At 37.6% G+C, this 13,975-nt stretch carries 16 protein-coding genes; 2 read left to right on the top strand and 14 right to left on the bottom strand.

Going from position 1 to position 13,975, the window contains the following annotated elements; all coding sequences use genetic code 11:
* Positions 1–79: 79 nt before the first annotated feature.
* The gene (locus RBB12_RS04495) at positions 80–763 is read left to right on the top strand and encodes a DUF6624 domain-containing protein (protein WP_306013429.1); all 684 of its coding nucleotides are present in this window, start codon (positions 80–82) and stop codon (positions 761–763) included.
* Positions 764–868: 105 nt separating this feature from the next.
* Positions 869–1,762, top strand: a complete 894-nt coding sequence (locus tag RBB12_RS04500; protein WP_306013428.1) for an alpha/beta fold hydrolase — start codon at positions 869–871, stop codon at positions 1,760–1,762.
* Between the two features lie 18 nt (positions 1,763–1,780).
* On the opposite strand, the gene RBB12_RS04505 is transcribed toward RBB12_RS04500, so the two are convergent.
* The 14 genes from RBB12_RS04505 to RBB12_RS04565 form a co-directional block, all read right to left on the bottom strand.
* Positions 1,781–2,536, bottom strand: a complete 756-nt coding sequence (locus RBB12_RS04505) for a type 1 glutamine amidotransferase domain-containing protein (protein WP_306013427.1) — start codon at positions 2,534–2,536, stop codon at positions 1,781–1,783.
* A 151-nt stretch (positions 2,537–2,687) separates the two neighbouring features.
* Positions 2,688–3,806 (bottom strand): type 1 glutamine amidotransferase domain-containing protein, encoded by a 1,119-nt coding sequence (locus RBB12_RS04510; RefSeq protein WP_306013426.1) that lies wholly within the window; start codon positions 3,804–3,806, stop codon positions 2,688–2,690.
* A 1,051-nt stretch (positions 3,807–4,857) separates the two neighbouring features.
* Positions 4,858–5,595 (bottom strand): hypothetical protein, encoded by a 738-nt coding sequence (locus RBB12_RS04515; RefSeq protein ID WP_306013425.1) that lies wholly within the window; start codon positions 5,593–5,595, stop codon positions 4,858–4,860.
* An 84-nt stretch (positions 5,596–5,679) separates the two neighbouring features.
* Positions 5,680–6,525 carry an NmrA family NAD(P)-binding protein gene (locus RBB12_RS04520; RefSeq protein WP_306013424.1) on the bottom strand — a complete coding sequence of 282 codons (846 nt, stop codon included), beginning with the start codon at positions 6,523–6,525 and terminating at the stop codon, positions 5,680–5,682.
* Between the two features lie 36 nt (positions 6,526–6,561).
* Complete coding sequence (locus RBB12_RS04525; RefSeq protein ID WP_306013423.1) at positions 6,562–7,053, bottom strand: DUF1772 domain-containing protein; 492 nt, start codon at positions 7,051–7,053, stop codon at positions 6,562–6,564.
* A complete protein-coding gene (locus RBB12_RS04530; RefSeq protein WP_306013422.1) occupies positions 7,037–7,402 on the bottom strand; it encodes a hypothetical protein in 366 nt (121 codons plus the stop codon). Before RBB12_RS04530 ends, RBB12_RS04525 begins: the two co-directional genes overlap by 17 nt.
* A gap of 11 nt (positions 7,403–7,413) precedes the next feature.
* Complete coding sequence (locus RBB12_RS16120; RefSeq protein WP_409557900.1) at positions 7,414–7,749, bottom strand: helix-turn-helix domain-containing protein; 336 nt, start codon at positions 7,747–7,749, stop codon at positions 7,414–7,416.
* Between the two features lie 81 nt (positions 7,750–7,830).
* The gene (locus RBB12_RS04535; protein WP_306013421.1) at positions 7,831–8,376 is read right to left on the bottom strand and encodes an NADPH-dependent FMN reductase; all 546 of its coding nucleotides are present in this window, start codon (positions 8,374–8,376) and stop codon (positions 7,831–7,833) included.
* Positions 8,377–8,478: 102 nt separating this feature from the next.
* Positions 8,479–9,561: a hypothetical protein gene (locus tag RBB12_RS04540; protein ID WP_306013420.1), complete on the bottom strand. Its 1,083-nt coding sequence runs from the start codon at positions 9,559–9,561 to the stop codon at positions 8,479–8,481.
* Between the two features lie 168 nt (positions 9,562–9,729).
* The gene (locus RBB12_RS04545; protein ID WP_306013419.1) at positions 9,730–10,101 is read right to left on the bottom strand and encodes a DoxX family protein; all 372 of its coding nucleotides are present in this window, start codon (positions 10,099–10,101) and stop codon (positions 9,730–9,732) included.
* A gap of 21 nt (positions 10,102–10,122) precedes the next feature.
* Complete coding sequence (locus RBB12_RS04550; protein ID WP_306013418.1) at positions 10,123–10,767, bottom strand: hypothetical protein; 645 nt, start codon at positions 10,765–10,767, stop codon at positions 10,123–10,125.
* A 53-nt stretch (positions 10,768–10,820) separates the two neighbouring features.
* The gene (locus RBB12_RS04555) at positions 10,821–11,414 is read right to left on the bottom strand and encodes a Crp/Fnr family transcriptional regulator (protein WP_306013417.1); all 594 of its coding nucleotides are present in this window, start codon (positions 11,412–11,414) and stop codon (positions 10,821–10,823) included.
* A 144-nt stretch (positions 11,415–11,558) separates the two neighbouring features.
* Positions 11,559–12,809 (bottom strand): S41 family peptidase, encoded by a 1,251-nt coding sequence (locus tag RBB12_RS04560; RefSeq protein WP_306013416.1) that lies wholly within the window; start codon positions 12,807–12,809, stop codon positions 11,559–11,561.
* A 4-nt stretch (positions 12,810–12,813) separates the two neighbouring features.
* Complete coding sequence (locus RBB12_RS04565; RefSeq protein WP_306013415.1) at positions 12,814–13,950, bottom strand: serine hydrolase; 1,137 nt, start codon at positions 13,948–13,950, stop codon at positions 12,814–12,816.
* Between the last annotated feature and the right edge of the window lie 25 nt (positions 13,951–13,975).

Below are 13,975 nucleotides of genomic sequence, written 5' to 3' on the forward strand. Positions count from 1 at the left end.
ATGAATATACTACCCGTGGATATCGACACTTTAAATTATTGATCAAAACTTAATGATAAGTCTAAAAACCTCTAAAAGAATGAAATATATTTTAATGACCTGTTTACTATTAGTGATGGGATGCACTAATAACCCCAAGAAAAAAGAAGCATCAGCAAAAAAGGAGACTCAAGAAAACCTAATCGCCGTTATAGATACTATTTGGCAAACGGAACAAGGACCAATTCGATTAAGGGATTCATTAATAGATCTATATGGTGCAGACTCAAAGCAGGTAAAAGAACAGCAAATAATTATCGACAAAAATCATAGGATCAATGAAAATATAGTAAAAGATATTCTCGAAAAATATGGTTGGCCTGCAAAGGAAATTATAGGGGAACGCGGTAATTGGACAATTTGCAATGTTATTCAACACTCGGATAATAGCGTTAGGGTACAATACCTCCCTATGATGAGGCAAGCTGTAAAGGATAAGAAATTGCAGCCAAGATTCTTGGTCAGGGCAGAGGATAGAATAGCAACTGAAAGAGGCGATTTACAGATTTATGGGGGACAGATGAAATACTACCCAGAAACGAAAAGTTTTAATCTTTGGCCAGTTTTTGACCCCGAAAACATAGATAAAAGAAGGACTGCAATCGGATTGGATTCCATTGCCATATTTCTAAAGAATAGGTTCGATTTTCAATGGAACCTGGAAGAACAAATAAAAAGAACAGAAGAATTTATATTGGCAAAATCAGTAATGGGGGAACAATGAGTTATTTACATAAGTTCTAGCTTCTAAACACGAAATTTTAAAGTTAAAACATAGCAACTTCGTCATCATCGATCAATAAAATATCAATCCATAAATCATCAACTCGTGCTGAGAGCAGTCGAAGCATCAAAAAACGAACAGCAAATGTTTTTTAAATCTCAAGAAGGAAAATCAAAAATTTTAAGTCTCTATAATCGAAAACTTCAAGAACTTAACATCGATTACTCTGAAAAATTGGTGGATACCAAGTTTGGTAAAACCAATGTAATACAAGTTGGAGATGCCAATTTACCGTCATTGATGCTGATACATGGTACAGGAGGCTGTGCACCCCAGATTTTAGCGTCCTTTCCCAATTTGGCATCACAATATTGTGTATATGCAGTAGATGTGCTGGCACAACCCAATAAAAGTGCTGAGAACAGATTGGACATGAAGTCTTTGGATTATGGCAAATGGCTTTTAGAGGTCATGATAAAATTAAGGTTGAAAGAAGTAACCTTGGTCGGTTTTTCCTTTGGAGGTTTAATCAGTTTAAAAGCATTGGAGTATAACCAAACACCGATTAAACAAGTGTTCTTAATTGCACCGGTTTATATCGTTAATGGCAACCCAATTCTAAACCTGTGGAAAATGTTTATTCCATTGAAAAAATTCATCAAAACAAATAACCAAAAGCACATTAAAAAAGTTATGGATGTACTTTTTTCTAACTATGATGGTTTTGCATTGGTCTTCATGTCAACGGTATTTCAACACTGCAATATGGATTTTTCACCGTTACCTGTAATTTCGAAGAAATCAGGGAAAACCATCAAAAAACCGATCACTATTTTCGCTGCTGAAAAGGACATCATGTTCCCGGGCAAAAAATTGATAAAACGAGCAAAGCAAGTGTTTCCTTCTTTAGAAGAAGCCGTGTTATTGGCGGGATCTAAACATGTTCCCCCAACAGAGGGCTTTGAGTTTATAGAAAATATGATTTTGAACGCAAAGTAAATACTTCTATTTATAATCCTAATTATGTGTTTTTTCCATTTCAAGTATCATTTCTTTGGCCACAATGGCGGAAGAGGGAAGAAACATCGTCGTTACGATTCGCTCGTCAACCACCACATCATGTTTGTCGTTCAGGTCGCTTTTGTTTTGAAACATAGCTCCATTAGCACGTAATTGATCTTCTAGCATTATAGGCAACAAGGTTCCTTGTTTAGCCCAGCTTTTGGTAACCTCCGTCGAATTTGGAAATCCTGTTACTTTTTTATCCTTGACCATATATTCGCCATTGTTGAGTTTGACATTGGCAAAAGCACCTGGGCCATGTCCGCATCCCCCAACGATTCCGCCAGCTTCATATATTTTGGCAATTATTTCAAGCATATCTTCATTATCTGCAACATCAAATAGTGGTCCATAACCCCCTCCAATAAAAACAGCCTTATAGTTTTTGTAATCTACCTGATCTGGTGTTAATGAGGCTTCAACTTTACCATTGAAATCTTCATATTTAATGGCATAACTGCTTATGCCCATAGGATCCATGGAGAAAGGCACCTTTTCACCTGTGGGTGAAACAAAATCCACTTCATATCCATGAGAAACAAAAATGTGGTATGGAGGCGCTACCTCCCAAAGATTGTTGCCCGCGAAGTGTTTTTCTGGGTCTCCCATGTCTTCTGTATTTGAAACTACAATCAGAATCTTCCCCTTCTCATCCTTATTGCAAGCAAGGATAAATGAGACTATCAATAAGACTAAGAATACTTTTTTCATTTTTTACTTTATTAAGTTTAGACCATTTCCCTGTTAATGTTATAGGTATTCTTCGCGTAAATAGGATACCTCCTAGAAAGGTACTTCTTAAAACATAAAATTAGGCATACTGTAGCTTGAATCGTAGAGGAACAGCCTCCTTATATTGGTGTTAGTTCAATTCTTCAAGCAACTTTTCCGATTCTTCTTTTAAAAGATTTTTAGCAACCAATTCGTTGGCTATATCCCTTGCTTTTTCTTTTTCATCCAACGAAATATAGGTTTTGGCCAATAGCAACTGTAGATTTTCATTAAAAAAGTGTGGCGAGGTCAGCTCGACCAATTCAGCACCTTTTAATAGTCCCTCATTTTTTTCGGCAGAGGCCAGGATTTTATAATAGCCATAGGCTGCTATCAATGGTATGTCGTAGTTGGCTTTATTTTTGGTAAGTTCTTTTTCAGCCCATGCCATGGTTTTTGTGTTATCCAATAGGTCTTGTATTAAATAAGCACTTCTCTCGTCATTGTACAATGCCCTTTCAACAGGAGTAAGGCCCAGAGATGCTACAACAGCTTCGGCCGTACCCGTTGTTGAGAAAGGGTTTTGACCGGTAACAAACTTTCCTGATACCACAACTTTGGACAACATAAAATCGGTTTGTCTGAAAATGGCGCCCCTTGACTCTAATTTGGTTTCCAAGCTAAACGGGAACTCCTTTACCCATTTTTTTCCAAAAAGCTCCTCTTCTATATTACAAAAACTGGTTAACTCAACATCTTTGATGATGTAGTCATCACCGTTTTTGACATTAACAAAGGCCGCCGGACCATGACAGACCGAAGATATAACGGTTCCCTTTTTAAGGTACAAATTTGAAATGATATCCTGAAGGGCAGGGTCGTAGGGCAGATCAAACATTGCTCCTTTACCGCCAACAATATAGATGGCATCATAATCTTCGGCATTAACATCGGCGGTAGCTTTGGTATCGTCCAGTAAACTGGGAGCTGATTTGTCTTCTAGGAGTATTTTGTTGTAAGACTTGTCCTTGTTGTATTCGTCCGCTTCTACCGGTCCTCCCTTTGGACTGGCGACATCTATGGATAGCCCATTATTTTTAAAAATTAGATAGGCTTGGGAGAATTCGTCAAATTCGTAACCCGGTCGTGCCGAACCCATATCCTTTCCATAGCTACTGACCACCATCAAAACTTTTTTATGGACGTCTTTGGATTGGGAAAAAAGGATTACAGGTAAAATAAATGCGATGCTTAAAATAGTTTTCTTCATTTTTTGATTTTTGATTGTAGATAAAGAACACGAATGGATGACTCTTTTGTTACATAAAAGGATGGTTGGATAACAAATACCACAAATGATTCCTTTAAGATTGAATCGTTGCTTTAAATCTGTTAAGCTTCGAACGAATATCCTCTTTCAAATTTTCGTCAGTGATTTTTCCATCTATAAAGTGATCATAAAAAGAAGGTAGCGAAAAAGTATTCTTAGTTAGGACTATAACAAATGGGAGGTCGAATTAACCAAATGGTAAAAAGGTCAAGGAAATAAATAATAAGTTGGTGGACATATGTACAAGGAGCGGGTACTGAAACCCAAAGGCCATTCTGGTGTACCCGGCAATAGTTGCACTAAATAATTGGGGCAGCGTTAATAGGGGTAACCACAGAAAATTCGTAAGGTTTACTTCAAAATTAAAAATGTGTAGCCAAGCAAAACTTATACATGACAAATAATAAATCAGTCTAAAGTGCCTTTCCCAGTATTGATCTAAAACCAACCTTACGTTTTTTTTGTTACAGATAACATAAGTAATCGACATTATTAATATCGCGGCTAAGATTCTATACCCAAATGTGTCATCTACGAGTGACAAGCGACTTTTAAAAACTGCTTTAGTAAGCACATAGTAAGTGAATGCTCCTGAAGTCAGGGAAAGATAAATAGGATTGAATTTTAAGGACAACCTAAAGGTGGTTTCTTCAAATAATGGGAGGATAACTCCTCCCACCAAAAGTAAGGTCAGTGGTGCAAATCGTTCTGTCATACTAGCTGAAGTGAGATTTTCAGGCTCGTACATAAACTGTAGCAACGAAGCCACTATTATCGAGAAAATCACCTTTATAAAAAAGAGGCCAATGGTATCATAGATTTTTTGGGTTACACTTTTCTCAAAGGAAGGTTTGTGTTGCGGAGACCTAATAAAATTCACTAAATCTGTCACTAACGATTTGTAGTATTTTGGCTTGATTAATGGAAAGGATAGTGTCATTTTGCTTTCTTGTTATAGCAATGAATTCATTGCCTTTTTAGTTTTTGTTAGTTATTCTATTAACCTCATAATCATTTTCCTGCCGCCAAAATCAACTTCTTGTTTTATTGTTTTCCTGCTGGATGTTTCGATATAATATGTGCTTACGGCTGTGTTTTTCGAAATATCATCGGTTGTCTCAACTTTCCAGACTTGTTTTGGTGTTTTGTTAAATGTAATGGTTGTTTTTTCTGTACTCTTGATTGTTGCCGAAATCACCCGAATGTTGGATCTCGGATTATAGTCGAATATTGAGATAGTTTTTGAGTAACCTTCTTTTAAAGGGAGAAACCTTAATAGTTGAGGGTAAAAATTACTGTCAAAAAAAGACTTGTTGGTCTCTTCGGATATTAGCGCTTTATTGCCGGTTTGCTTATCTAAATAATATCCTGTTACGATATGACCAAAATTCAAGATCATATCTCTTTGTTGATTGTACGAAGAGTGATAAATAGGTTTGAAATCTTGCGTATTAACAATAGTACTATCGACCCATTTGGTACTTGCTTGCTCCATAAGTACAGTAGATATCATAATAATACTGTCTTTACCTTTTTTAATTTCTGTATAGATCTCACCAATTTTGACTTCGGTGGTATCTTTTACGATAAACCAAGACATTTTTGAGATTTCTGACTCAAGTGAATCTACATTCGAAGGATTATTTATTGGACTTAATGACAATTCTTGGCCGATTGTTTGTGTGATAACTGTGATAGCAAGAATCAAACAACAAATTATTTTTTTCATTTTTTGATTGATTTTGGAATTAAAACAATGTAATGTGATGGCTCCGAACAACTACAATAGTTTTTCGGAGCCTAAATCAATGGGTTAGTTGGTTTGCGGTACTTCTGCGTTCCAAATCCCAGTAGCCGCAGTTTGTTGGGCATAGGTTTCAAAATCTTTGGCAGGTCTGCCCAATACTTTGGCAACATCAGCAGATACTTCTTGGTTATCTGGGTTTCCTAAGACTTCTTGGAACAGATATCCGAAAAGCCATACATAAGAATCAGGTAATCCTGCTTTTCGCATGCCTTCTTTGAATTCATCGATTGAAATAGGAACAAATTGAATGTGTTTATTGGAAGCTTCGGCCATAATTCCCACTACCTCTTTAAAGGTTCTTTTTTGGGGTCCGGTGACAGTGATGGTTTTTCCATTGTAGGAATCATCGACCAGTACTTTGGAAACTACATCTGCAATATCATCTGCGTCCACAAAGGGGATTTCGGCATCTGGCATGGGTAGGGCGACTACACCGTCCAATACAAAGTCTAAAAAGGCACCTTCACTAAAATTTTGATTAAACCATGATGCTCTGACCAAAGTATAATTCAATCCTGAATTGGCAACGATATCCTCACAAGCTTCTGCTTCAGTTTCCCCCTTTCCAGATAATAAAACTACTTTGTCCAAGCCTGCTTCCAGGGCTTTTTTTGTCAATGCGGTTATGGCATCTCTGGAACCGGGCACAGCCAAATCAGGATAGTAGACAATGTAGGCCCTATCCATGCCTTTCAAGGCCGCATCATAAGTTTCGGGGTTTTCCCAATCAAAAGATGGGGTTGTTTTTCTGCCCACTACTCTAACGTTATGTCCAGCTTGTGTTAAATTTTCTGCTACTCGGCGACCGGTTTTACCTGTTCCACCGATAACTAAAATGTTCTCAGTTTTCATGTTTTTCAATTTTAATAGTTAATTATTGGATTGTTTTTATTTCATGGAATACATACCTAGGATCAAGAGTGCAAAAGCTCCAATAGAGCTAAGTGTTCTTATGTTGTGCCAGCGGTTCCAAGGTTGCTCAAATTTGTTCCTGAGTTTTTGCAATTCAATTTCGGATAGTGCTTCCAGATTCGATTTGTCCAAAACTTCGTTTAAGGGAACGTTTCCAAAAACCGTTACCAAACCTACACCTATGAAGAATAGTATTGCTGCAACCAGAAATAGCCAAAAGCCCATACTATTGTACTTGGCTAAGTATGTGTTAAGAAAAAGTAGCATGATAGGTCCAAAAAATATGAGGAGAAATTTCCCATTAATAATGGATCTGTTCATGGATTGAAATGACTTTAAGAAAGTTACGTTGTCCAGTAGGCCCAAGCCAGGTGTTACAGCATTGCCCCATGTAAAGCATAAGCCCGCAGTAAGCCCTGTAAATAAGATGCTCAGCATCAATAAGATTATTCTAATGTTTATTTCCATTTTGATTGTTTTTTGTGGATGTTATCCAGGTTAATAATTCTTGATACTCCTTAGCAGTGAGTTTTATTTTATTTCCTTTTGGCATTCGTTTTCTAATAAATACTTGCTTGTAAATATCATTGGCCCAAGTATCCATGTTTTCAGATGTGAATACACGTCTTTTGTTCCGTTTACGATGGCAAACGTTACATTTATTATCCAAAATTTGAAGGGCATTTTCTTTGGTGAACATGTTTGGCGCAGTCGATACAGGCAACTCATTTTGTTTTCCATATCCTTCAATGGATTGGTAGTCATCCTTTGATTGGAACGAAAGAGTTGTAATAAGTACTATAATAAGTTTTCCCAAGGTTACCATCTTTAAATCGTATTAATTGATTGGATAACACAAAGTTGCGAAGGATTCAACAGTAGTTTTTGACACTTAACGACAACCTTTTGACATTTTACGCCAAAAGGTCTACTTTGCATTAAGCCTCTATGTGTTAATGGTGTTTTGTTTCTCGATTTTTTAAAAGCCCGATTGAACCCACCTTGTTGAGAAAAGCCGGTACAGAAGGCAATTTTATTGATACTTTGTTTTGTGTTGCGGATCATGTCTTTTGTTATTTTTTCTTGCATCTTCTTAATCAAGTCACGAAAGGAAATACCTTCTTCAGATAATGTTCTTGAACCATACTTTTGACATTGGCACAGTTGAACATTTTCATATTGAGATTTTCAGCGTCGTATTTCATCGATTCAAATAATACAGGAGAAAGTGTTGCACATTGCCAATTAAACTTGATCACTAATTAAGTTGTCTTTAAAAAGCTTCACACTTGCCATTAATTGTCCATTCAATTCTTGGTCAGAAATTTTGCTGTCCAAGAAATTATCGTAGAAGGAAGGCAACGAAAAAGTATCCGTGATGCTGGCTCCCATAAACGGAAAGTAGCCCCTTGCAGATTCCAATACGGTTGCACCGCCACGTCGGCCAGGTGAGGTGGCCATCAAGAACATGGGTTTTTCTCTCCATACTTTCATATTTGAACGGGATAGCCAGTCTATGGTATTTTTAAACACTGCCGCATATGAGCCGTTATGTTCGGCGAGGGATATCATAAAGCCATCTGCAGTATCAAATATCCTGTCCAGTTTCTTGACCGCAGGAGGTATACCATTCTCAGTTTCAAAATCAACCCCATAAATGGGCAATACATAATTGTTGAGGTCGATTGCGATAATTTCTACATTTTCAAGTAAGCTAGCCGTGTAGGTTAACAGAGCTTTGTTAATGGAGTTTTGACTATTGCTTCCTGCTATTGTGATGATTTTTTTCATGATTTTTGTTTTTTTAGAGATTTAATTATTGGTTCGCATAAACGACTTGCCATTTCAAAAGGGTGGCATGTCCTTTTTATGCTTTGTTCTATGCTTTTTTCTTCATTCATATAAAATTTTTCCTGCTGCATTTCCCATTAATTCATAGTTGTGTCCAACATTAGGAACAATTTCAATTTTCCAATTAAAATCAGCATTTAGGTCATTTGCTTTACCTTTTGAAAACTCATAGAAATATTTAGCTCTCTCAAGTCTATGCGTCCCTTGTTCATCAGCGGTCTTTGACCTTAGAAGCGTTCCTCCCTTTTCATTTTCGTTATCGAGTTCACCTATTAAAAGAATCAATTGGTTGTTAAATGATTGTATTAATTCTTCATCACGTGAATACAAACCCTGTATCCCAAAAGGCATTTTGTTTTCAATATCTGGAAGCGTATAAAACCCAGAATTTGAAGCTATTATATGATTGACTTTCATATCACTTGTGAGCAAAGCAAGCCTATGCAGGATTTGTCCTCCTGCTGAATGTCCGAAAATATCATATTGGGTTTGGGAAGAATTCGTTGCTTCAGCAACTAAATCAAAAATTCTGTCAAAATCATGGAAGAGCCAATCATTTTGATTTGAATTAGTTTCAAAAGTGAATTCGTCTTCATTCAAAATAGCTTGATTGGTACCCTCCTTGAAGGTTACGGACTCTATCAGGTTGGATGTTTTGATTAATCCACAAAGATGATATTCTTCGAATGGATACTGTTCTTCTTCATATACCGGTGATAGAATCAGAACATTGTATTTTTCGGATTCTTCTTTCCACGCATCCCTGTAACTGTCCCCATTTCTTCCCGCGCCTGGGATTACCATCAACACTTTTGAATCGACGGAAAAATTTCTTGGTTTGTGATAATATACTTTGATTGTTTTGTCTTTTTTCCCTTTTGGACCTTCTATTAAGAATACACCGGAACCTGTTTTGATTTGAACATCATTCAATACTAGATCGGCCTCATTGATTAGGTCACTTTTCCTTACTAGGTCCATCGCACAATGGGGACATATGCCCGCTTTTTTAAACGATAATGTGTCACATGGTAAATCACATGGCGTACAGACATATTCTTCTTGTTTCTCATGACACGAGATGAATATTACTATGCTAATTGTTATTGTTAAGATTTTTTTCATTTTTCGTTAATTTGAAATAACTGATTAATATGTTTCTGTTTTATTTATTTCTTTTTTAAGGAAAGACCGATTACCAAAAGAGGAAATTAAAAACCTTTACTTACTTGGTTCCGGAAGGAGCCCTTCTTACCAACCGTACCTTTCCTTAAAATTTTGGATATTAAACTCCTATACTGTGACTTTGAAATTTTTATCTGTGGCGAGCAGAACCATACTAGCAACACAACAATACAGCGCTGTGTAAAAGTATTCGTAGTCATGATGTGCGAAATGAGTGATCAGTGCACCAATGGCGAATGGAAACAACCATAAGGTCGATAGGTTTTTAACTTGATGTCTCCAAAGTCCAACAACCAAACCAATTACACCCAATAATTCGCCGTAGCCAATAAATAATGTCCAGATTTTTCCGAAACCAAAATTGCTCATGTTATCCATCATACTTTGTTTTTGGAAAACTTTAAAAAGACTCGCATAGCCAAAGGCATAGATCAAATATCCGTAGGCTACCCAATGTGAAACTCGTACTAAATTTTTCATAATATTTAAGATTTAAATGATTTATAAAGTTTTTCGGTAATAGAGACCGAAAGATGTTTTTTCAAGGGGGTCGGGACCATATTGGTCAAAGTCAACACCGATACCAATTTGGTGCCCCGTAAACGATACTCCTGCACGCAACTGCTGAAAACTTCTTGAGTGTGTTTTAAACTTGTCCCAGATAGTTAAAAATTGTCCGTTTAACCAAAATGAAACCTTGTCATTAATAGGTGAGTTGAACTGAAACTGTGCAAACGCTTCGGCGTAACCAGCCCTTTTTTGTTCGGAATGGGCAACCGTAGGAATAAGTACAAATAGTGTCCTTGAATTTTTTAGAATGAGCCTTGCGGAAAGGCGTTCCGCATAACCGGCAAAACTGTTGTAATAAATGGAAGGGCCAACTCCTATATGCTTATTGATGTTCCAAAATAACGTGGGCTGCACGCCTACTTCATCAAAAACGGAGTTCTCGTTTTTTCTGAATTTTTGAAAGAAAGCAAGGGTTGCAATACTGAGCGTATTTTTTTTATTGATGGGATAGCTTGAATAGAGCGTGAAGTCTGTCTTATCCAACCCGGTAAAGAGTTCAACTTGCGTAAATTGCGCATTCAAGTGCCCTGCAAATGCAATGATTATCAGCGAAGTGAGTGTGACTATTTTTTTCATGCTTCAAAATTCCGAGAGGAACGCACGAAAAAAAATGAACTAGTTTAAGACTTTTACATCCTATTGACCTTAGAGATGATCTTGCTCATAAACTCTGGGGTAATGCCAATGTATCCTGCGAGGTCCTTTTGGGTGATTCGATGTACAATGTTGGGATATTTCCGTTTGAACTCGAGGTATCGTTCTTCTGCGGATAAGGATATGCCGTGATTGGACCGCTTTATATAATTTATGAGTGATTTTTGATAGAGTATTCGGTAGAAGCGTTCAAATTTTGGAATCTCCTGAAAAAGTAAATCGTAATTGGTCCTTGAAATACCTAACAATTCGGAATCCTCGGTAGCTTTGATGAAATACCGAGAGGGTTCCCTGGTCATAAAGCTGGCCATGTCCCCAGTCCAATAATCTTCCACAGCGAACATGGAGATATGCGGCGCACCATCCTCATCCAGTGTATAGACCTTTAAGCAACCTTTGGTGATATAATACTCGTATTTGGTGATGTCACCTGCTTGCATTAAGAAATCCTTCCTTGGTATCTTGATTTCAGTCAGTAAGGAAATATATTTCTGTTTTTCGAGCTCGGTCAAGTCAATATACCTAGATATATTATTGAGAATTTGATGATGTGATTCTTTATAAATCAATGACTTCCATATTCGGATTCGTTGAATTTAAAGAAATAATCTCTATTTTAAAATGCTTATAACCTGATGCTTGAAGAAAAATGCTATTGACCAAGATCGGTTGTAGGATGGTTTCACCTGGTACAAATACCTTTTGCCATGCCGTTACAACCGTTCAATCAATTGTTTTAAAACCGTATCGGTTCCCTCCATGAAATGTTGCTCTTGTTGATTGATTACCATATCTGGTTGTAGAGCGGTGTTTTTTTGGTTTGATAAACGAAAAAGCCTTTTCGAATAGGTGATGGTCAATTTGGAGCCAGGAAGCATAAAACTGTCCATGTCTTGGTATCCATTTGGATTGGAACCTGTAGGCTGGCCCACAATTTTTGCATTCAATAATTGTTTGAACAGAGCCGCATTGCTCGTTCCTGCAGAAAAGGTTCGGTTACTTGTCAATACAAATACCCCATTTTCCCAGTTTATGGAATCCGCAAGGTTCAGGGCATAGGCCAAAACCGCCCCGACATACAGGTCGCCGCCACCATTGTGACGCATATCTATCACCACTTGTTTTATCTGGTTCGCCGAAATATAGCCCACCAGTTCTTCTCCAAAGCCTTGCATATCCTCAAAGGTTGGATAGCTTTCAAAATTGATATAGACCGCCTTGGTGCCTTCAATGGGCACGTACCATAAATAGGGGAATTTGGCGTTTTTTGGTTTTGTGATTTCTGGGACCCTGCTGCTTACATGAACAAAATCCGTTGTCTTGTTGTAAACCGCTTCATCTAAAGCTTCCAAGGTTAATTTTACTTCCTTATTATTTGGGTCTACAAATGTGAAGACTGTCTTTTGCTGGTTTTGGATAATCCCAAGTGCGAAGAGCAACTCACTGATATTCATATAACTTCCTGTTCTTATGACTTGTGAGTATTCGTTTTCCACAAATTGGGCTACCTTGGCGACTTTGCTCGCAATCTTTTTTACGGGAACACCATCAATCCCTGCCAAGGTAAACTTCAATAGGTCCTCATGCACTTTACTGGCTTTGACCACCCTCCAATGATTGTCAATATATTCCACTTCGAAAGGAAAACGGTGTAAGGGGACATTCCTTAAGGATACAGCCGTATGGCCATCATTTATACGACGTGTTAAACGCATCAGTCTTACCGTGATATCGAAATCATTCAAGACTGCTACACTATCATATATATGGTTCCAATTCTTTGCGAATTCTTCTTCCGTAATCGAATGGTACAGGTTAATATGTTTTTCTTCCAACGAAGCCTTATATATTGAAAGGTCCTTTTTCCAGTCAATATCTACCATTGACTGGGCAAATAATGTATTGGCCAGCGATGCCAGGACATACATCAAAAAATAGATCAGTAATTTTTGGACGACATTCATCTGATTAGTGTTGATCGATCAATGAAAGGATCTCATATACCCAGTTCAATGTGCTTTTGGAAGCTTCCAATTGATTTAAAGTACCTGCAATATACGTATCCAATTGTGGACAGTACCATAAAAAGGATGCTGTACTGCCCGTGTGCCCGATAACCTCTAGGTGTGTATCCGTATCAAAAAGATTATTAAAAGATACTTTTCGTATCCCAAAACCATATTCCATTCCTTTGGTTTCATGCGTCCAATGTTGCATTGCCGAACGGGTTTCTTTTTTTATGATTTTATCTTCTTGGAAGGCTACTAGAAATTGTATGAGGTCTTGTGTTGTGGATACCAAACCACCACCGCCCCAGTCGGCACTCAGACTTTGAATGGACGATAGCTCAATATCACCAGCATAAAACTTGGCAATTGGTAATTGCTTTTTTATTGGGGACGATATTAAATTGATAAAAGAGGCATCCATGCACAAAGGTTCAAAAATGTACTGTTGAAAGAACTGGTCTAAAGTGGTGCCGCTCACATTTTCAATGATCAAGGCCAAAAGCACATACTCCGTATCGGTATAGTGGTACCCTTGACCGGGTACAAAATGGGGCTCCATTTTCTCTTTGCTAAAGGCAATCATTTCTTGAGGGGACCAAGATTTGTCCGTATCCACCAGTAGCTGATTGATTATATTTGGACTTCCATCAACGGTGGTACCCGTAAAATAGTCTGGCAAGCCTGAAGTGTGCTGCAATAAATGGGCGATGGTAATGTCCTTGGAATACTCTTCGCCATCTAGCACATGCAGGTTCTTCATCAATTGCTCTGGAAGGTACCGGTATATCTGGTCCTCAAAATTTAATTTCCCCTCATCCTTTAGGATGCCTATGGCAGTGGCCGTAAACATCTTGGTGATACTGGCCGTATAAATGGGATTGTCCATCGTTGGAGTATCTTCCGTATGATCATCGCTATCGGCAAATTGAATATTGATACCTTTAGATTTGGAGTACACCTGCAAGAAAGCATTTTTGACTTCCGTTTTTTCCATTTGGGCATCAAACAATCGTTTGATGCCCGTATCCAAATGTTGTTGTCCATAGCTGTTTACTGCGATAAAAATAACAGTTAGAAAGTGTAAACAATCTCTCATGATATGGTTTTATAATGTAGGTTTT

Origin of the sequence: Allomuricauda sp. MMSF_3307 (assembly GCF_030733585.1) — a bacterium.
Taxonomy (GTDB): Bacteria; Bacteroidota; Bacteroidia; order Flavobacteriales; family Flavobacteriaceae; genus Flagellimonas.